Source organism: Paludibacter propionicigenes WB4, assembly GCF_000183135.1.
Taxonomy (GTDB): domain Bacteria; phylum Bacteroidota; class Bacteroidia; order Bacteroidales; family Paludibacteraceae; genus Paludibacter; species Paludibacter propionicigenes.
Genome location: NC_014734.1, coordinates 2,041,560 through 2,059,316, shown reverse-complemented (window position 1 = coordinate 2,059,316; position 17,757 = coordinate 2,041,560). Strand labels below are relative to the sequence as shown.

The window sequence follows — 17,757 nt, the reverse complement described above, 5'->3', positions numbered from 1 at the left end:
GTAACAATAACCAACTATTCCTTTTCTACTTGTGTGAAAGCAAGTTCGAGCGGAGTTTTCCGACCGAAAATCATAACCATAACTTTAAGTTTTTTCTTTTCGGAGTTTACTTCCTCAATAAGCCCACTGAATCCGCTGAAAGGACCAAAGATCACTTTCACGTTTTCACCAACATAGAAAGGAGTTAACATTTCTTCTGCTGTTTCCTGAAGTTCATCAACACTTCCCAATATCCTATTCACTTCCGAAGGACGAATTGGAGTTGGTACGTTGTTTTTTTCACCTAGGAATCCGATAACGTTTGGGGTATTGCGCAGGCGATGAGATATTTCACCGATAAGATAAGCCTCTATTAATACATATCCGGGCATGCAACTACGTTCTTTTGTAATTTTCTTGCCATTACGAATTTGATAAACTTTCTCAGTGGGTATTAATACCTGAGCAACAAACTGACCAAGATCTGAATTTTTGATTTCTGCATCAATATATTCTTTAACCTTGTTCTCTTTTCCGCTAATAGCACGCATAACGTACCATTTAAAATTAGTTGACTCAGACACTTTAATGACCTCCCTGATTAAATTAAGACAAAAGTCCGTAAATAAATTTCATGATACGTTCAAAACTTACATCCATAAGCCATACTATCAATGCAAGAATGATGGAAGCAATCAATACCACTATCGCACTGTTAGTAAGTTCTGACTTTGAAGGCCAGGATACTTTCTGAACAAGTTCTGAATAAGACTCTTTGATATAGTTAATTATCTTCATGTTTTAAATAGAATTTGCACGGGCAGAGAGACTCGAACTCCCGACACCTGGTTTTGGAGACCAGTGCTCTACCAACTGAGCTACGCCCGTATTTCAAGTCGTTTCCCAAAACAGGGAAACGACTTTTTTATTGTTGAAAAACTTCTTAAATTACTTTTCAATCTTACTACTCACCTCATGGGAGGTTGGGAGAGATTAGTATTAGTCAAGAAGTTCTGTGATTTGTCCTGAACCTACTGTACGTCCACCTTCACGAATAGCAAAACGTAAACCAATGTTACAAGCTACTGGATAGATTAATGTTACAGTTAATTCTAAGTTGTCACCTGGCATTACCATTTCAGTTCCTTCTGGCAAAGTGATTTCACCTGTTACATCCAATGTACGGATATAGAACTGAGGACGGTAGCGGTTGTGGAATGGAGTGTGACGACCACCTTCTTCTTTTTTCAAGATATAAGCAGCTGCTTTGAAAGTAGTGTGAGGAGTTACTTTTCCCGGGTGGGTAATAACCATACCACGTTTGATTTCTTCTTTATCGATACCACGTAACAATAAACCTACGTTATCACCAGCCTGACCTTCGTCAAGAATTTTGCGGAACATTTCCACACCTGTAACAACTGATTTTTTAGCTTCGTGACCTAAACCGATAATCTGAACTTCTTCACCAGTTTTGATAATACCTGTTTCGATACGACCTGTAGCAACTGTACCACGACCTGTGATAGAGAATACGTCTTCAACTGGCATCAAGAATGGTTTGTCAACAGCACGTGGAGGTAATTCAATCCAAGTATCAACTGCATCCATTAATTCCATAATCTTATCTTCCCATTCCGGAACACCATTCAATCCACCAAGAGCAGATCCACGGATAACTGGAGTGTTGTCGCCGTCGAATTCATAGAATGAAAGCAATTCACGCATTTCCATTTCTACCAATTCCAACATTTCTTCGTCATCAACTTGATCACATTTGTTCATGAAGATAACCAAGCGAGGTACGTTTACCTGACGAGCAAGAAGGATGTGTTCGCGTGTTTGTGGCATAGGACCATCAGTTGCAGCAACTACAATGATAGCACCATCCATTTGAGCAGCACCAGTAACCATGTTCTTAACGTAGTCAGCGTGACCCGGACAGTCAACGTGTGCATAGTGACGAGCAGCTGTTTGATATTCTACGTGTGCAGTGTTAATAGTAATACCACGTTCTTTTTCTTCAGGAGCATTATCGATTGAATCGAATGAACGCAATTCAGAAAGCCCTTTTTTTGCAAGTACAGTAGTAATTGCAGCGGTCAAGGTAGTTTTACCGTGGTCAACGTGTCCAATGGTACCTACGTTAACGTGGGGTTTTGACCTGTCAAATTTTTCTTTTGCCATAACTCAAAGATTATTTAATAATTAATTTATATGTTTTATAAAAGCTTACAAAGTTGAGCTGTTGATGAGAATTGAACTCGCGACCTCTTCCTTACCAAGGAAGTGCTCTACCACTGAGCTACAACAGCGAAAATGGATTCAAAAATCCTGCGATTTAATGCTCCATTATTGGAGCGGAAGACGGGACTCAAACCCGCGACCCTCAGCTTGGAAGGCTAATGCTCTATCAACTGAGCTACTTCCGCAAATTTACCCCTAACCCCTAAAGGGGAATTAAATGATGACTCCCCTTTAGGGGCGGGGGTCATAGTGGGCAGTGAAGGATTCGAACCTCCGAAGTCGAAAGACAGCTGAGTTACAGTCAGCCCCAGTTGGCCACTTTGGTAACTGCCCATTTCATTACGATATTCTTAAATAAAGATCGCTGAGCCTCTTGTCGGATTCGAACCAACGACCCCGAGATTACAAATCACGTGCTCTGGCCAACTGAGCTAAAGAGGCAATGTGCTAATATATAGTATTTTTGGCGTTTAAAAAGCCGTTTGAACACTCTGATTCAAACGGCTTGCAAATGTACGGAAATATTTCGGACTACAAAACATTTCCCGAAATATTTTAGTTTTTAGTGGCTTTTTCCTTGTATTTGCGTATCTGTTTGTCTAAGGCATCGAGAGTTAGGTCAACTGCTTCTTCGAAAGAATCACAGGTTTTTGATGCGAAAAAATCAACATTTGGAATTGACACTTTGATTTCGGCTTCTTTGTTAGTGGATGTTTCGGGTTTTACTACCTTTAGGTATACTTCTATGTTTATTATTTCGTCAAAAAACTTTTCTAGTTTTAGTGCTTTTTTGTTGATGTACGATTCTAGCGCAGTAGTTGCATCAAAATTGATGGATTGAATCCGTAGTTTCATAATAGCCTCCTTTTTTATTTTGCTCTGGGATGAGCGTGTTTATATATATTGTATAGTTCTTCGAAGCTTGTATGTGTGTACACTTGTGTTGCTGACAGGCTGCTGTGACCGAGTAACTCTTTTACGGCGTTGATATCGGCTCCTCCGTTTAATAGGCTTGTAGCAAAAGTGTGGCGAAGCACATGCGGGCTTCTTTTATGTAGACTGCTTACTTCCGACATGTTTTCATGTACAATATTGTATAACATCTTCGGATACATTTTTTTTCCATTGTTTCGAACAAACAAATTTGGCTCGAAAATATCTATGGATTCATTTCGTAATGTGATATAGCGCTCTATATCATTAATAAGTGATTTGTCAATAGGAATAATTCGTTCTTTGTTTCGTTTTCCAATGACTCTTATGGTGCCGGCAGAATGATCAATGTCTTTGTCCTGAATATTTAATAGTTCAGAGAGTCTGATTCCTGTCAGATAAAAAGTTTCTAAAATCAGTCTGTTTCTGGTATATTCGAAGCTATCCGGTTTCATGGAGTTGTCTAGCGCGGCAGTCATCTCATTTTCCTTAAAAAACGCCGGAATCGGTTTCTTTGTTTTTGGCAAAATGATTTTTAACGTGGGGTTGTGTTTTGATAACCTCCGCGAAAGCAGAAAATGCCAGAAAGATTTTAAAGTCGAGATTTTGCGGGATAGAGTTCTTGCCGATAAATCAACGGACATGAGCGATAGAATCCATTGCTGAATTTGTTGAGAGTTTACTGAATTGGGGTCAAACTCATCGGGCGTAACATTGAGGAAATTGCAAAATTGAATCAGGTCTGTATTATATGACAAAACAGTATGAGAGGAGTAGTTCTTCTCATACTGTAAATATTGCAGAAATTCGTTCATCATAACCGTATGTTCAATTCTGCAACGAAAATAGTTTAAATAAATCAGGAAAACAAGATTTCCTGCTGTTATTTTCCTATTCTTCGCTTAGATTCTTCTTTTGAACATAAATCGCGTGCATTTTTTCTTCGCGACCTACGATAGAAGGCTTGTCAAAACATTGACGACGACGAAGTTCTTTTACAACGCCTGTTTTTTCAAATTTACGTTTGAATTTTTTCAATGCTCTTTCGATGTTTTCGCCTTCTTTTACTGGAACTACGATCATAACTATTAATTATTTAATGTGTTTTATTTCTGTTTTAATTTTGGACTGCAAAGATAGATAATCATTTTGGAATATCCAATATTTTTTTATCTTTTTCTGGGTCTGCCAAAATAATGCTGAAAATTTAGTTGTTGAATCGTCTTTCTGTACTACATTTGTCTGTTTGTCATAGTGGTTGTAGAGATGCAGTTTTGTGTTGTTTATCGTTCGTGAGCACCAGGTGTTGGCATGCAATAAATCCGACAACTAACCGTAACGATCTGCTGTGTATGTTCCTAAAATTTGTATGGCATTATATTTGTATTTTGAGAGATTAATAACTTTAAAACAAAGCATATGAAACGATTTAAGAGTTTAGCATTAGTACTGCTCACAGTCCTTTTCGTATCTGTATTTTCCGGTTGTGGTACTTACGGCTATGTTGGTCAACAACAGGTTGTTGTAGCCCGATATGAAAATCCTTCGTGGGCTCCTACGTATTATCAGGGTGTTCGCTATTATTATTTGCCGGATATTGAGGCTTACTATGATCTTTCAACACGGCAATTCGTGTATCTTTCTAACGGAAGATGGTATGATTCATATGAGTGTCCGACAATTTATGCAGGATTTGATTTGGACAATTGTTTTGCAATCGCACTGGATGTAAAAGTATATCAACCCTGGATGCACCATCAATATTATGTTTCACATTATCCTCGCTATTATTACAGGGATTATTATGATCACAGTAATATACCATACGTTAGAGGATTTAATGAAAATAGCAGAAGTGCGATTTACTGGCCTGAAAACCAAAGATATCGTGCTCGTAGATGGGATAATGATGGTTTGAAGTCAAATCGTCAGTTTAAATATACCCCAGAGGATCGTAGGCAGCAAAACAGTTGGAATGGGAAAGGTAACTCAAACCACTCATCGGACGACAGAGGAAGAAACTCTCAGCAAAACAACTGGAATGGAAACAATAATAACCGGCCATCAAATAACAATACATACCCATCGCAGAACGATAGGAGAAGGGATGATAACTCCAACAGGTCGGCAGGTGATGATAATTCAAGAAATCAACCTCAAAACGGGGGAAATAAGAGTAATCCCACAACTAACCCTTGGGGTAGAGAAAACAATGTAGCTCCTCAACCTCAAAATACAGGGAATAATTCGACTCCAACCCGCTCTGCAGGAACTGAGCCTGGTAGTCGTCAGCCGCAAACAGGGAATACCGATGCCGGTAGGACTACCCGTGGTACCAATTATTATGGCAGAACTATCGGGCAGCCGGTGAAGGTTGAAAAACAGATGCGTCAGGAAACGCGTACTCCTTCAACAGACTCAAGAAGTAGCAGAAGTGCCGGTTCCAGAAATGAACAAAGCAATCAGGAAGAGCGTAAATAGAAGTGGTAGATAATTCAAAAAAGCCCGTGACTTATAAGTTACGGGCTTTTTTGATCTCTGCTGTCAGACAGAAGCGTTTATGAGAATAGAGCTTAATTCTTTCATTCCTACTGAAGCTCCTTTTTTTATTACGGTAACATTACTTGAAAATACATTTACTTCGTGAGGGTCGATAAGATAAACAGGAGTATTCGGTTTAATGTAATTTATCAGGCTCGCCGCCGGATACACTTGCATGGATGTTCCGATAATCACTAATATATCAGCTTTCTCTGTCAAGCGGATCGCGTTCTCAATTTCGGGTACTGCTTCTCCGAACCAAACTATGTGCGGACGAAGTTGAAATCCTTTAGGACATTTATCTCCTAAATGCGTTTCGTAGTTGTCAGTATCTAATTCAAATACTTCTTCGGATGGTGAGGTGGAGCGAACTTTCATTAATTCCCCATGTAAGTGCAAAACATGGCTACTTCCAGCTTGTTCATGCAAATTGTCTACATTTTGAGTGATGATTCGGACTTCGTAGCTTTTCTCCAGTTCGGCCAATGCCAAATGACCTGCATTGGGCTTGCATTCCAGTAGCTGTTTTCTCCGTTGATTGTAAAAGTCCAACACTAATGCAGGATTACGCGACCAGCCCTGAGGAGTTGCCACATCTTCTACTCTATGTTGTTCCCAAAGTCCTCCTGCATCGCGGAATGTGCTGATTCCACTTTCGGCGCTCATTCCGGCACCGGTAAGCACCACTAGCTTTTTCATTATTTCGTTTTTATTAGTTCCTACAAAGGTATAAAATAATTGAGAGTCAGTGATGAATTGACGCTTTTTTTCTACATTTGTAAATCAGGAATTAACAAGGGATTTGATGAAAGATTTTTATTTGCAGCAAGAAGATTATCACCTATTTATTAGGCAAATAGATACGTTTCCAAAGAACGGAAATAAACCAACTTTAGTTTTTTTGCATGACTCGTGGGGCTGTGTGGAAATGTGGGGCAATTTTCCGGAGGTGTTAATAGGTATGACCGGACTCAATGCATTGTTATATGACCGACGCGGTTATGGGCAGTCTTCACCGTTTGCTGTGACTCAGCGTACTGAGTTTTATTTACATGATGAGGCTCATGAGTTAGTTCGGATTCTTGATTCTTTGAATATCAATGATGTAATTATCTATGGTCACAGCGATGGTGCTACAATAGCACTGCTTACAGCATCGTTTTATCCCGCCAGAGTCAAGGGATTGATACTGGAAGGTGCTCATAGTTTTATAGAGGATTCAGGTAAAGCTGCTGTGCTCGAAACCCGTGAGCGCGCAAAGACTACGAGTTTACTTGAAAGCCTGATCAAATATCATGGGGCTAAGACTTCTGAGCTTTTCCGACTTTGGCACGAAACATGGTTAAGTGATTATTTTGCTGAATGGACAATAGTACCTTTACTTCGGAACATCGCATGTCCGGTACTTGCTTTTCAGGGAGAGTCTGATGAGTTCGGGAGTGTGGAGCAACTATATGTGTTGAAAAGAGAAATTTCGGGTTCTGTTCGTGTTTCGGAAATACCATGTGCCGGACATACACCTCGTAAAGAAGCTGAAGTATCGACCTTACAGTTGATTAAAGAATGGCTTGATATTACTAAACTGCAATAAAATAGAAATGTTATGAGCGAGCTAATAAGTAATAATTATGTACGAATTGTATTCAGTACTTTTGTAATTTATCTTTTTATTGTTATTGCTATCCGGCTGTTTGGGAAAAAAGAATTGGCTCAACTCTCTGTAGTTGACTTGGTGTTTATTTTGCTGATAAGTAACGCTGTACAAAATGCAATGGTCGGACCGGATTCGACGCTAATGGGCGACTGGTAGCTGCATCAACTTTATTTGTGGTGAATTACGGCTTAAAGTATCTCCAGTATCGGTTTCCAAAGTTTAATAAAGCGATTGAAGGAGACGCGACGATGCTTGTTTATAAAGGAAAAATGATAGAATCGCACATGAAGAAAGCGAAAATTACATCCGAAGAGCTTATGGAGGCTGTGCGTGAACATGGAGTTGCCACCGTCAAGGAAGTAGATTTAGCCATTCTGGAAGTGGATGGAAGTATCAGTGTCCTTTCCAATCAGTATCAGAAAAGAACTACCAAACGACGAAAATCTCATAAGGTCATTACCAAACAAGAAAGTTAGTTTGCTGATTGAAAAATAATTTGTAAAGAAAAAGAGATGATAGAATTTCAATTAAAACCCTGCACCGAAGCCCAATTACCAGAAATATTAGCCATTTTCAATGATGCAATACTTAATTCAACGGCTTTGTACGAATATAAGGTTCGTACTTTAGAACGAATGAATGCGTGGTACGCCGATAAAATAAAAGGTGATTATCCTGTAGTTGGTGCATTTGCGCAAGATGGAAAGTTATTGGGCTTTTCGACTTATGGAATGTTTCGCGTGCAACCTGCTTATAAATATACTGTTGAGCATTCGGTTTATGTGCGTAGTGACATGCGTGGTCGTGGATTGGGGAAAGTGTTGCTGCTTGATATTATAAAAAGAGCTCAGGAGCAAAATTATCATTCGTTGATAGGTGTTATTGATGCTGATAATACAGTTAGCATAAAGCTGCATGAGAATGAAGGATTTGTTCTTACGGGAGTTCTGAAGGAAGCCGGTTACAAATTTGGGCGATGGCTCGATGCTGCGTTTTATCAGTTACTACTTAAAACTCCAGAAGTTCCAACCGAAGAATAAAGTATTAAGATTAAAAAAAGAGATATGGAAAACAAAAAAATAAAATGGGGCATATTAAGTACCGGGTGGATTGCGCATAAATTTGCTACAGCGCTTCAGGTTGTAGACAACTGTGAAATATGCGCTGTTGGTTCCAGAAACTTAGAGTCAGCGTTAAGTTTTGCCTCTGAGTTTAATATCCCCAAGGCATATGGAAGTTATGAAGAACTCGTAAAAGATATCGACGTCGACGTAATTTACATAGGCACACCGCATAATCTTCATCTTGAGAATACTCTGTTGGCTTTGAATCATAACAAGAATGTGCTTTGTGAGAAACCTATGGGGGTGAATGAGCGTGAGGTGAACATAATGATTGATAAGGCTAAAGAGAAAAATCTCTTTTTAATGGAAGCCCTGTGGAGTCGTTTTCTTCCGAATATTATTAAAGCTAAAGATCTGATAACCGAAGGTCAGATTGGAGAAGTAAACTTTTTAAAGGCGTCATTTTGCATACGTTCCAGTGGTGCTCAGCAATACCGACATTTTAATATTGATCTGTGTGGTGGTACTACATTGGATATCGGAATCTATAATATCTTCCTGTCTTTATTTCTTCTGGGCAAGCCGGATAAAATGGTTGCTGTTGCGGGATTGAACGATCAGGGGTGCGATACAAATAGCAGCTATGTCTTTAATTATGGAAAAGAAAAGCTGGCGGTGATGTATTCTTCTTTTTTGGCAGATTTGCCGGTTGTGGCTGAAATTCATGGTACGAAAGGAAAAATAATACTGGAGCATATGTGGTTTTGTCCCGGTAATGTGAAACTGATTTCTGATACAGGAGTTGAGCAAATTTTTGATTTTGAAATAAACGGGAACGGTTATGAGCTTGAAGCACAGGAAGTCGTTCATTGCGTTTTAAACGAACAAAAGCAAAGTGATAAGTGGAGTTTGGAGCACAGCCTGGAATTAGTCAGAGCTATGGATGAAATCAGACATCAATGTGGAATTGTCTATCCTAACCATGATTTATAAAATTCTTTTAGTGTCTGAAAGCTTGATGTTTTCACTGTTTTCTAACAGAATAAATAATATTTAAAGAAATAATTTACTTGTTTGTAAATTATTTTTCAAAAAACGGTGGTTTATAATTATATAACATTATCTTTGCAGGACATTAAAATAATAAATATCAACAATGAGCAAAGGAACAGTTAAATTCTTCAATGAATCTAAAGGCTTTGGATTCATCAGCGAAGATGGTTCAAAAAAAGAACATTTTGTACACATTTCTGGATTAATCGATCAAATTCGTGAAGGCGATACCGTCGAATTTGATTTGCAGGAAGGCAAAAAAGGATTAAATGCAGTAAATGTGAAAGTAATTTAGTATATACTAATTGACTTTTGTCACGCATTGAAAAGTCTATCGTTCAGGTAGGCTTTTTTTATGTCTTGTTCTCCCGAATTTATAGCAATGCCTCTGATAATATATCAGTATCTTGATTGATTTTTCGAAATTGATATGTCAAACATAAAAATGCCCCAAAGAAATTTGTTTCTTTGGGGCATTTTATATCTGGATTTGTATGTGTTTAAACTACTTTATAAACATCAACATTTTCAACATCAAATGTTTTGATAAATGCAGCATGTCTGCGCACTTCTACTTCGCCATAATTCAGGTAAACCTCCGCAGATTTACGGAACAAATCTTCGGTATCGCGCGAAGCATCAATGATTAACAGGTAACTCATAACGATGTGTCCTGCCATTTCTACCAGACGACGAGCTTGAAAATCCAGATATTCCTGATTTTTAGCTTCGGTTACACGTGCAACCGCGTTAGCATACAGGTTGGTCATAATCTGCAAGCGTTTGCGGAACGATGTAAATTCTGGTTTGATAGGTTGAGCATCATAATCACGAATTATTTTCAGGTAATTGCCTGTCGTTACGTGACGGATAGCAGCCACTACCTGCAATTGAGAAGTTCCTTCGTAGATTGTCATGATACGGGCATCACGGAATAAGCGTTCGCAGGCATAATCTTTCATAAAGCCTGAACCTCCGTGAACCTGAATACAGTCGTAAGCATTTTGGTTGGCATATTCGCTGGTAAACATCTTGAGCATAGGAGTCAATGCATCGGCCAGTTTAGAATATTCCTTATAGTCAGCTTTTTCGTCAGCTTCAAGCTTTCTTTCATTTTCTATAGCCTCGTAAGCTTTATAAATATCTACAAAGCGTGTTGTTTCGTAAAGTAGAGCACGAGAAGCATCAAGTTTAGCCTTGATAATTGATACCATTTCAAATACAGCTGGGAATTCAATAATGGCTTTACCGAACTGACGACGATCACGGGCGTAAGCCAATGCCTCGTTGTATGCAGCTGCCGAAAGTCCCACAGACTGAGCACCGATGCCCAAACGAGCGCCATTCATCAAAGACATTACGTATTTGATAAGTCCTAAACGACGTGTTCCAACCAGTTTTGCAGGTGTATTGTTGAATACAAGTTCGCAAGTTGGAGATCCTTTGATACCCAGTTTGTTTTCGATACGACGTACCAAAACAGTGTTATCATGTTTGTTTTCGGCCACAAAGTACGAAAGTCCACGACCATCGCTGGTGCCTTCTTCCGAACGGGCTAAAACAAGTTTAATTTGAGCATCTCCGTTGGTAATAAAGCGTTTTACTCCGTTCAGATACCACAGTCCGTCGTTTTCGTTATAAGTGGCTTTCAATTGCACGGCTTGTAAATCAGATCCTGCATCGGGCTCTGTAAGGTCCATCGAGCAAGTAGCTCCTTCGGCTACCCGAGGAAGAAATTCAGCTTTTATCTCATCTGAGGCAAATTCAGAAATTGTTTCGGCACAGTCCTGAAGTCCCCAGATATTGGCAAATCCGGCATCGGCGCGCGAAACCATTTCGCCCGACATAACATAAGCCACCATTGGGAAATTTAAACCGCCATACTGACGAGGTAAAGTAATACCATAAACACCAGCCTGAGTCAGTGCATCGTGGTTTTCCTGTGTTCCGCGAGCGTATTTTACACGGCTGTTGATAACTTCAGGACCATCATGGTCAACGCTCTCAGCATTAGGAGCAATAATTTCACCACAAACTTCCCCGATAATTTCAAGTACTTTTTCGTAGTTGTCAATTGCATCCTCAAAATCGCGGGATGCATAATCATATTTATCTTTTTCAACAAAATTGCGCTCCTTGAGGGCAACTATTTTTGTCATCAATGGATGAGACAGTTGAAATTTTATTGCGGGATTGTCGTTAAAAAAGTTCATGTTATTTCGAGTTCTTTTTGTAATACTTAATCATTTTTGGAAGTACTTCTTCTACTGTTCCTGTAATTACATAGTCGGCAATTGCGTTGATTGGTGCTTTAGGATCGTTGTTTATGGCTATAATCATGGCACTTTCCTGCATACCGGCAATGTGCTGGATTTGACCAGAAATACCGCAAGCAATGTACAGTTTAGGACGAACGGTGGTTCCGGTCTGACCGATTTGACGTTCATGTTCCGAGAATCCTGCATCAACTGCTGCACGTGAAGCTCCAACTTCGCCACCTAATGTAGCAGCTAACTCGTGTAATAATTTGAAATTTTCGGCACTTCCTACTCCGTAACCTCCGGAAACAATAATTGGAGAACCTTTGATATTTAATTTTGATTTTTCCATGTGACGTTCAATCACCTCAATCACAAAATCAGTATCGGCTACATATTTAGAAACGTCCAGTTTGCGGGTTTTACCTACAAATTTAGGATCTTTGATTTCTTTCTTCATTACTCCCTCGCGCACTGTTGCCATTTGCGGGCGGCAGTCAGGGTTTACGATAGTGGCAACAATGTTTCCACCAAAAGCAGGACGAATCTGGTAAAGCAAATTTTCATATACTTTTCCAGCCTTTTTGTCTTCATAAGTTCCAATTTCAAGCGAAGTACAGTCGGCAGTTAAACCGCTAAACAAGGCTGAAGAAACACGAGGACCTAAGTCACGACCAATGGAAGTAGCTCCCATTAAAGCAATTTGCGGTTTTTCTTCTTTAAAAAGATTTACCAATAAAGATGTGTGTGGCAGTGAGGTATATGGGCTCAAACGTTTGTCGTCGGCAAGGTGCAATATGTCAACCCCGTATGGAAAAACCTGAGCTCCAATACCATCCAGTTCATGACCGGCTGCTACAGCTTCTAATTTACAATTCAGTTGTTTGGCCAGACTGCGACCTTTGGTTAGCAATTCCAGGCTAACATCGCCTACAATTCCATCTTCAATTTCAAGATATACAAATATATTGTTCATGGTAAATTATCCTATCGTATGGTTAGCAATTAATTCTTTCATCAAATCTTCTATTTCGGTATCGGCAGCAGTCAGGCGTTTGCTTTCTTTTGCTGTAAATACTACATTTTCGATTTGTTTTACTTTGGTTGGCGAACCAGTAAGTCCTAGCCATTGAATATCGTGCTCAATGTCGTTCACACCCCATTCAGTGATATTCAGGTATGGATGTGAGTCATACAAATCGGTATAATCAGAACCGGCTTCTTGTTTTTCAGAAGGGGTTGCAGCATGTTTGTATTTGAGAGTGAGTTTAGCGTGGCGAGGACGACAGTTAGCCGCAGACCCGTTTACGGTTACCAGCATTGGCAAAGAACCTTTTACTACCTCTACTCCACGTTCCAAACGACGTTTTACGGTAATTTTATTATTTGATAGATCGAGAATTTCTTCTGCATAGGTAATTTGAGGTAAACCCAGCTTTTCTGCAACTTGTGGTCCAACCTGAGCAGTGTCACCATCGATAGCCTGACGACCGCAAACAATTAAATCAACTTTTCCTATTTTGCGAATAGCACAAGCCAATGCATAAGAAGTTGCTAAAGTATCTGAACCGGCAAATTCACGACCACTTAATAAATATCCTCCATCTGCACCACGGTACATGCTTTCACGAATAATTTCTGCAGCACGGGCCGGCCCCATGGTAAGGATATGAACTGTAGCACCTTCAATTTTACTCTTCAAGCGTAGAGCTTGTTCCAGCGCATTTAAATCTTCAGGATTGTAGATAGCCGGCAAAGCAGCACGATTCACCGTACCATCCGCTTTCATGGCGTCTTTCCCTACGTTGCGTGTGTCGGGTACTTGCTTAGCAAGAACAACAATGTTAAAACTCATTTTTTGATAATTAGATTAGTATAATGTAACTGATAATTCACAGATGTATGTGCAGATAGAATGTGTCTTTTTGGCGTGTTTTTTCAGTTAAAAAACATTTTTGAAAATGACGAGCAAAAATAGCAGTTTTTATTGAAACTGCAATTTTTTTTGCACAAATTTCAGATAATGTGCATAAATTGATGCAATTTGATACAAAAAACGTGAGACTTTTCACAAAGTCTCACGTTTCAATAGGTATTAGTTTTTTAAGGTATAAAAAAGATTGTGTTGTTTAGTTAACGATGACAAAATAACAGGTAAAAAGTCAGAGGCGCAAGCGAAAAAATATGTTTTACAACCTATTTTTGTTGCTTTCAATGATATTCGGTTGTTCGTTCATTGATTTCTGTCAGTTTAAGTTGTTTGTTGTTAGTGATTTATGTCTTTTAAAATCGATTTTTGCAACAAATTACTTTTTGCCTGTTTTTTATAAAAATTTTATGATTCTGGAAAAATAAATACAAAATTCAGAGCCATTCCACAAAAATAGTTTATTTCTCCAATTTATTTTAATGTTTACGTATAATTTTTACTCCAACGTTTTTCTCTACTGTTATGCTGATTCGTTTTTTAATCATAAATCAGTATCTTTGTCGTTCATAAAAATTGAGGTATGAAAAAATTAATATTTCTTTTTCTTTCGATAGCTTTGTTGCTGTCGTGTACTCAAACAACCAAGAGTGCTCAAAATAGCGATAAAGCTATCAGCATTCCTGCATTTTCTGCAGATTCTGCATACGCATATACTAAAAGACAGGTCGATTTTGGTGCGCGTGTTCCCAATACAAAAGCCCACGAGGAATGTGCTCAATATCTGTTGCGTGAATTAAAAAGGCATGGTGCTGAGGTCGTGGAGCAAAAGGCAAACTTAACAGCTTTTGATGGCACTATTTTAAAATCTACTAATATAATAGGGTCTGTAAACCCCAAAGCAACCACGCGTATTTTATTACTGTCTCACTGGGATTCTCGTCCATGGGCAGATAATGATCCAAAACCGGAAAACCGTAAAAAACCTGTAATGGCAGCTAACGATGGAGCCAGTGGAGTCGGTGTTTTGCTCGAAATAGTCAGAGTAATCAGTAAGACTCAACCAACTGTTGGGGTTGATGTAGTTTTTATAGATTCTGAAGATTACGGTCAGCCGGAAAATGTTTCGGGAGAAGGAAGTGAAGATTCTTGGTGTTTAGGAACTCAATATTGGGCTAAAAATCCTCATGTATCAGGTTATACAGCCAGATATGGTATCTTGCTGGATATGGTTGGAGCTCCCGGAGCTACATTTTACAGAGAGCAATCGTCAGATTATTACGCAAGTTCTGTAGTAAGCGCAGTGTGGTCGCAGGCGAAAGATCTTGGTTTTGGTCAGTATTTCAGAGATGAAAAGGGTGGGGCTATAACTGACGATCATATTTATGTAAATAAAATATTGGGAATTCCCACGATAGATATAATTCATTTTGATCCGCACACTGCAAGCGGTTTCGGAAGTTACTGGCATACAACGCATGACACTATGGACAATGTAGATAAAAGCACACTTAACGCGGTAGGTACTACACTTATGCATGTTATTTACAAAGAAAAATAAGATTTTATGAGTCATAGATTCAAAAAAATAGCAGTAAAAATAGGAAGTAATGTATTGACCCGTGTTGATGGCACATTGGATATTACCCGCATGTCTGCTTTGGTTGATCAAATTTCGCAGCTACATAAAAAAGGTGTTGAAATAGTGATGGTTTCTTCGGGCGCAGTAGCTTCGGGGCGCAGTGTGATGGGGATAAGCAAGAAAATGGATGTGGTAGATCAACGTCAGTTGTTTTCGGCTGTAGGACAAGCAAAACTAATAAACCATTACTATGATTTATTTCGCGAGCATGGTATAACAGTCGGGCAGGTTTTGACTACAAAAGAGAATTTCGGGAGTCGCCGCCATTATCTGAACCAGCGCAATTGTATGCGAATAATGCTCGACAACAAAGTTATCCCGATTGTAAACGAAAATGATGCAGTGTCTGTATCTGAGTTGATGTTTACAGACAATGATGAACTTTCAGGTTTAATTGCTTCGATGATGGATATGGAAGCTTTGATTATCCTAAGTAATATTGATGGAATTTTTAATGGTTCACCTTCGAATCCGGAGTCCAAAGTTATACGTCAGATAGAAAAAGGGCAGGATGTAGCAGACTTTATTCAAAGTACAAAATCTACTTTTGGGCGTGGAGGTATGTTGACTAAAACTACAATAGCCCGCAAAATAGCCGATGAAGGAATTGATGTAATTATAGCCAATGGCAAACGAGACGGAATTTTATTGCAGTTGCTGGATAAAAAACAGGATGTAGTTTGTACACGCTTTGTTGCTTCTCCCGCCGAGGTGTCGAGTGTAAAAAAGTGGATTGCCCACAGCGAAGGTTTTGCCAAGGGTGAAATTCATGTAAATGAAAATGCAGCCAAAGCTTTAACCGGCGATAAAGCGGTGAGCCTTTTACCTATTGGAGCCACTGAAATAGTCGGTGATTTTGAAAAAGATGATATTATCAGGATTATTGATCCGCAGGGAGTTTTGCTAGGAGTAGGCAAGGTGCAGTATAATAGTTTGCGCTCGAGGGAGCTTCTTGGAAAGAAAAATCAAAAACCGCTTGTTCATTGCGATTATTTATATTTGGAATAGATTTATTAGACAAAAAGCAATATGGATACTTCAACTATACAAACTGATTGGAAAAAAGCAGCCGTACTGGCTTCTCGAGCCTTGAATCTGGTGACCGATGAAACCATAAATCAGGTATTGCTGTCGCTGGCTGATGAGGCAGTTGCCCAATCGGATATAATTTTGGCAGAAAACGCCAAAGACTTAGCGAAGATGGATAAAGCAAATCCGATGTTCGATCGCTTGTCATTGAGCAAAGAAAGAATAGCCGGTATAGCCGCTGATATTCGTAATGTTGCTTCATTGTCATCGCCACTCGGGAAACTACTGTCTGAAACAGAACGACCTAACGGGATGAAAATATCTAAGGTCACGGTTCCTTTTGGTGTGGTGGGAATTATTTATGAAGCCAGACCCAATGTGAGTTTCGATGTTTTTTCGCTTTGCCTGAAATCTGGAAATGTATGTGTTCTGAAAGGAGGAACTGACGCTCACAACTCGAATGTAGCTATCGTGCAGGTTATTAAGTCTGTTTTGGCGAAATTTGGTTTGGATGAAAATATAGTGACACTCTTGCCTGCCGGTAGAGAAGCTACTGCTGAGCTAATGAATGCTGTGGGATTTGTTGATGTTATTATACCCCGCGGTGGAAAAGGTTTGATCGATTTTGTTCGGGACAATTCACGCATTCCTGTGATCGAAACCGGTGCCGGAATTTGCCATACTTATTTTGATGAATTTGGTGATGTTACAAAAGGGCAGGAGATTATCTTTAATGCCAAAACGCGAAGGGTAAGTGTTTGCAATTCGTTGGATTGCCTGATAATAAACGAGAAAAGGTTGGTGGATTTACCCAAGCTGTGCGAAAAACTGGCAACAAAGAATGTGATAATTTATGCGGATGTAAAAGCATTTACGTTTTTAAATGGAAAATATCCAAAAGAATTGCTGGAGCATGCGGGAGAAGAGCATTTTGATATAGAATTTCTCGATTACAAAATGTCCGTAAAGACTGTAGAATCTATTCAGAATGCAGTCGATCATATTGCTACGTTCGGTTCTAAACACAGTGAATGCATAGTAAGTGAAAACGAACAGAACATTGCTTACTTTGAAAAAGTGGTGGATGCCGCGTGTATTTATACGAATGTTTCGACCGCTTTTACCGATGGAGCTCAGTTTGGAATGGGTGCGGAAATAGGAATAAGTACTCAAAAGCTGCATGCCCGAGGACCAATGGCGCTGCCAGAACTGTGTTCGTACAAATGGATAGTAAAAGGTAACGGGCAGACAAGAAATTGAAATAAGAATACATAATTCACTAAATTTCAAATAATTTTACACTATTTGTTGTATATTCAAAAATAATTGTTTTTCTTTGTCATCGAAAAGAAAGTGTATTTTTTCGTAAGGTTATTTTCAAACTCACCTTTTCAAGGACTGATATTGTATTAACCCCGTTTGTTTTATAC

20 protein-coding genes and 5 tRNA genes are annotated in these 17,757 nt (G+C 39.2%); 10 read left to right on the top strand and 15 right to left on the bottom strand.

Annotated elements, in window-relative coordinates; genetic code table 11:
• Positions 1 to 14: 14 nt before the first annotated feature.
• The 11 genes from nusG to rpsU all read right to left on the bottom strand — a co-directional run bounded on the left by nusG (position 15) and on the right by rpsU (position 4,242).
• Positions 15 to 530, bottom strand: coding sequence for a transcription termination/antitermination protein NusG (gene nusG / locus PALPR_RS08600; RefSeq protein ID WP_148226449.1), 516 nt, complete (start codon positions 528 to 530; stop codon positions 15 to 17).
• A 55-nt stretch (positions 531 to 585) separates the two neighbouring features.
• Positions 586 to 777 carry a preprotein translocase subunit SecE gene (secE, locus tag PALPR_RS08595; protein ID WP_013445227.1) on the bottom strand — a complete coding sequence of 64 codons (192 nt, stop codon included), beginning with the start codon at positions 775 to 777 and terminating at the stop codon, positions 586 to 588.
• A gap of 17 nt (positions 778 to 794) precedes the next feature.
• Positions 795 to 867, bottom strand: a tRNA-Trp gene (locus PALPR_RS08590).
• Between the two features lie 111 nt (positions 868 to 978).
• Positions 979 to 2,166: an elongation factor Tu gene (gene tuf, locus PALPR_RS08585; RefSeq protein WP_013445226.1), complete on the bottom strand. Its 1,188-nt coding sequence runs from the start codon at positions 2,164 to 2,166 to the stop codon at positions 979 to 981.
• A 56-nt stretch (positions 2,167 to 2,222) separates the two neighbouring features.
• Positions 2,223 to 2,294, bottom strand: a tRNA-Thr gene (locus PALPR_RS08580).
• Positions 2,295 to 2,335: 41 nt separating this feature from the next.
• Positions 2,336 to 2,411 (bottom strand) — tRNA-Gly (locus tag PALPR_RS08575).
• A 65-nt stretch (positions 2,412 to 2,476) separates the two neighbouring features.
• Positions 2,477 to 2,559, bottom strand: a tRNA-Tyr gene (locus PALPR_RS08570).
• Positions 2,560 to 2,593: 34 nt separating this feature from the next.
• Positions 2,594 to 2,667, bottom strand: a tRNA-Thr gene (locus tag PALPR_RS08565).
• 114 nt (positions 2,668 to 2,781) lie between these two features.
• A complete protein-coding gene (hpf, locus tag PALPR_RS08560; RefSeq protein WP_013445225.1) occupies positions 2,782 to 3,081 on the bottom strand; it encodes a ribosome hibernation-promoting factor, HPF/YfiA family in 300 nt (99 codons plus the stop codon).
• A 14-nt stretch (positions 3,082 to 3,095) separates the two neighbouring features.
• Complete coding sequence (locus PALPR_RS08555; RefSeq protein WP_013445224.1) at positions 3,096 to 3,977, bottom strand: tyrosine-type recombinase/integrase; 882 nt, start codon at positions 3,975 to 3,977, stop codon at positions 3,096 to 3,098.
• Between the two features lie 73 nt (positions 3,978 to 4,050).
• Positions 4,051 to 4,242, bottom strand: coding sequence for a 30S ribosomal protein S21 (gene rpsU, locus PALPR_RS08550; protein ID WP_013445223.1), 192 nt, complete (start codon positions 4,240 to 4,242; stop codon positions 4,051 to 4,053).
• Between the two features lie 336 nt (positions 4,243 to 4,578).
• Between rpsU and PALPR_RS15385 the strand changes: the two genes are divergently transcribed.
• On the top strand, positions 4,579 to 5,640 hold the full coding sequence (locus PALPR_RS15385; RefSeq protein ID WP_013445222.1) for a hypothetical protein: 1,062 nt from the start codon (positions 4,579 to 4,581) through the stop codon (positions 5,638 to 5,640).
• 63 nt (positions 5,641 to 5,703) lie between these two features.
• Here the strand turns inward: PALPR_RS15385 and PALPR_RS08540 are convergent, their stop codons facing one another.
• Positions 5,704 to 6,399 carry an SIR2 family NAD-dependent protein deacylase gene (locus PALPR_RS08540; RefSeq protein WP_013445221.1) on the bottom strand — a complete coding sequence of 232 codons (696 nt, stop codon included), beginning with the start codon at positions 6,397 to 6,399 and terminating at the stop codon, positions 5,704 to 5,706.
• Between the two features lie 106 nt (positions 6,400 to 6,505).
• Here PALPR_RS08540 and PALPR_RS08535 point away from each other — a divergent pair, with 106 nt between their 5' ends.
• The 6 genes from PALPR_RS08535 to PALPR_RS08515 all read left to right on the top strand — a co-directional run bounded on the left by PALPR_RS08535 (position 6,506) and on the right by PALPR_RS08515 (position 9,766).
• Positions 6,506 to 7,291: an alpha/beta fold hydrolase gene (locus PALPR_RS08535; RefSeq protein ID WP_013445220.1), complete on the top strand. Its 786-nt coding sequence runs from the start codon at positions 6,506 to 6,508 to the stop codon at positions 7,289 to 7,291.
• A 12-nt stretch (positions 7,292 to 7,303) separates the two neighbouring features.
• Positions 7,304 to 7,510 (top strand): DUF421 domain-containing protein, encoded by a 207-nt coding sequence (locus PALPR_RS16005; RefSeq protein WP_216086311.1) that lies wholly within the window; start codon positions 7,304 to 7,306, stop codon positions 7,508 to 7,510.
• A 17-nt stretch (positions 7,511 to 7,527) separates the two neighbouring features.
• The gene (locus PALPR_RS16100; RefSeq protein ID WP_336433307.1) at positions 7,528 to 7,830 is read left to right on the top strand and encodes a DUF421 domain-containing protein; all 303 of its coding nucleotides are present in this window, start codon (positions 7,528 to 7,530) and stop codon (positions 7,828 to 7,830) included.
• Positions 7,831 to 7,866: 36 nt separating this feature from the next.
• Entirely contained in the window at positions 7,867 to 8,394 is a 528-nt protein-coding gene (locus PALPR_RS08525; protein ID WP_013445219.1) for a GNAT family N-acetyltransferase, read from the top strand.
• 24 nt (positions 8,395 to 8,418) lie between these two features.
• Positions 8,419 to 9,411, top strand: a complete 993-nt coding sequence (locus PALPR_RS08520) for a Gfo/Idh/MocA family protein (RefSeq protein ID WP_013445218.1) — start codon at positions 8,419 to 8,421, stop codon at positions 9,409 to 9,411.
• A gap of 163 nt (positions 9,412 to 9,574) precedes the next feature.
• A complete protein-coding gene (locus PALPR_RS08515) occupies positions 9,575 to 9,766 on the top strand; it encodes a cold-shock protein (RefSeq protein ID WP_013445217.1) in 192 nt (63 codons plus the stop codon).
• Between the two features lie 205 nt (positions 9,767 to 9,971).
• On the opposite strand, the gene PALPR_RS08510 is transcribed toward PALPR_RS08515, so the two are convergent.
• From PALPR_RS08510 to PALPR_RS08500, 3 genes are read right to left on the bottom strand one after another with little or no spacing between them, the layout of a single operon-like run.
• Complete coding sequence (locus PALPR_RS08510; RefSeq protein WP_013445216.1) at positions 9,972 to 11,684, bottom strand: acyl-CoA dehydrogenase family protein; 1,713 nt, start codon at positions 11,682 to 11,684, stop codon at positions 9,972 to 9,974.
• Position 11,685: 1 nt separating this feature from the next.
• Positions 11,686 to 12,705 carry an electron transfer flavoprotein subunit alpha/FixB family protein gene (locus PALPR_RS08505; protein ID WP_013445215.1) on the bottom strand — a complete coding sequence of 340 codons (1,020 nt, stop codon included), beginning with the start codon at positions 12,703 to 12,705 and terminating at the stop codon, positions 11,686 to 11,688.
• Positions 12,706 to 12,711: 6 nt separating this feature from the next.
• Positions 12,712 to 13,584, bottom strand: coding sequence for an electron transfer flavoprotein subunit beta/FixA family protein (locus PALPR_RS08500; protein ID WP_013445214.1), 873 nt, complete (start codon positions 13,582 to 13,584; stop codon positions 12,712 to 12,714).
• Positions 13,585 to 14,239: 655 nt separating this feature from the next.
• On the opposite strand from PALPR_RS08500, the gene PALPR_RS08495 reads away from it, so the two are divergent.
• From PALPR_RS08495 to PALPR_RS08485, 3 genes are read left to right on the top strand one after another with little or no spacing between them, the layout of a single operon-like run.
• Entirely contained in the window at positions 14,240 to 15,217 is a 978-nt protein-coding gene (locus PALPR_RS08495; protein WP_013445213.1) for a M28 family peptidase, read from the top strand.
• 6 nt (positions 15,218 to 15,223) lie between these two features.
• Positions 15,224 to 16,306 (top strand): glutamate 5-kinase, encoded by a 1,083-nt coding sequence (gene proB / locus PALPR_RS08490; protein ID WP_013445212.1) that lies wholly within the window; start codon positions 15,224 to 15,226, stop codon positions 16,304 to 16,306.
• Between the two features lie 21 nt (positions 16,307 to 16,327).
• Positions 16,328 to 17,587 (top strand): glutamate-5-semialdehyde dehydrogenase, encoded by a 1,260-nt coding sequence (locus PALPR_RS08485; protein WP_013445211.1) that lies wholly within the window; start codon positions 16,328 to 16,330, stop codon positions 17,585 to 17,587.
• The last annotated feature ends 170 nt before the right edge of the window (positions 17,588 to 17,757 follow it).

Excerpts from the sequence above, each read along its gene's own strand:
- PALPR_RS08540 (WP_013445221.1), bottom strand. The coding sequence starts at position 6,399 with ATGAAAAAGCTAGTGGTGCTTACCGGTGCCGGAATGAGCGCCGAAAGT.
- PALPR_RS08505 (WP_013445215.1), bottom strand. The coding sequence starts at position 12,705 with ATGAACAATATATTTGTATATCTTGAAATTGAAGATGGAATTGTAGGC.
- PALPR_RS08535 (WP_013445220.1), top strand. The coding sequence starts at position 6,506 with ATGAAAGATTTTTATTTGCAGCAAGAAGATTATCACCTATTTATTAGG.
- PALPR_RS08555 (WP_013445224.1), bottom strand. The coding sequence starts at position 3,977 with ATGATGAACGAATTTCTGCAATATTTACAGTATGAGAAGAACTACTCC.
- rpsU (WP_013445223.1), bottom strand. The coding sequence starts at position 4,242 with ATGATCGTAGTTCCAGTAAAAGAAGGCGAAAACATCGAAAGAGCATTG.
- PALPR_RS08495 (WP_013445213.1), top strand. The coding sequence starts at position 14,240 with ATGAAAAAATTAATATTTCTTTTTCTTTCGATAGCTTTGTTGCTGTCG.
- proB (WP_013445212.1), top strand. The coding sequence starts at position 15,224 with ATGAGTCATAGATTCAAAAAAATAGCAGTAAAAATAGGAAGTAATGTA.
- secE (WP_013445227.1), bottom strand. The coding sequence starts at position 777 with ATGAAGATAATTAACTATATCAAAGAGTCTTATTCAGAACTTGTTCAG.
- PALPR_RS08485 (WP_013445211.1), top strand. The coding sequence starts at position 16,328 with ATGGATACTTCAACTATACAAACTGATTGGAAAAAAGCAGCCGTACTG.
- PALPR_RS08515 (WP_013445217.1), top strand. The coding sequence starts at position 9,575 with ATGAGCAAAGGAACAGTTAAATTCTTCAATGAATCTAAAGGCTTTGGA.
- PALPR_RS08525 (WP_013445219.1), top strand. The coding sequence starts at position 7,867 with ATGATAGAATTTCAATTAAAACCCTGCACCGAAGCCCAATTACCAGAA.
- PALPR_RS16005 (WP_216086311.1), top strand. The coding sequence starts at position 7,304 with ATGAGCGAGCTAATAAGTAATAATTATGTACGAATTGTATTCAGTACT.
- PALPR_RS08510 (WP_013445216.1), bottom strand. The coding sequence starts at position 11,684 with ATGAACTTTTTTAACGACAATCCCGCAATAAAATTTCAACTGTCTCAT.
- PALPR_RS08500 (WP_013445214.1), bottom strand. The coding sequence starts at position 13,584 with ATGAGTTTTAACATTGTTGTTCTTGCTAAGCAAGTACCCGACACACGC.
- nusG (WP_148226449.1), bottom strand. The coding sequence starts at position 530 with ATGCGTGCTATTAGCGGAAAAGAGAACAAGGTTAAAGAATATATTGAT.
- PALPR_RS15385 (WP_013445222.1), top strand. The coding sequence starts at position 4,579 with ATGAAACGATTTAAGAGTTTAGCATTAGTACTGCTCACAGTCCTTTTC.
- hpf (WP_013445225.1), bottom strand. The coding sequence starts at position 3,081 with ATGAAACTACGGATTCAATCCATCAATTTTGATGCAACTACTGCGCTA.
- tuf (WP_013445226.1), bottom strand. The coding sequence starts at position 2,166 with ATGGCAAAAGAAAAATTTGACAGGTCAAAACCCCACGTTAACGTAGGT.
- PALPR_RS08520 (WP_013445218.1), top strand. The coding sequence starts at position 8,419 with ATGGAAAACAAAAAAATAAAATGGGGCATATTAAGTACCGGGTGGATT.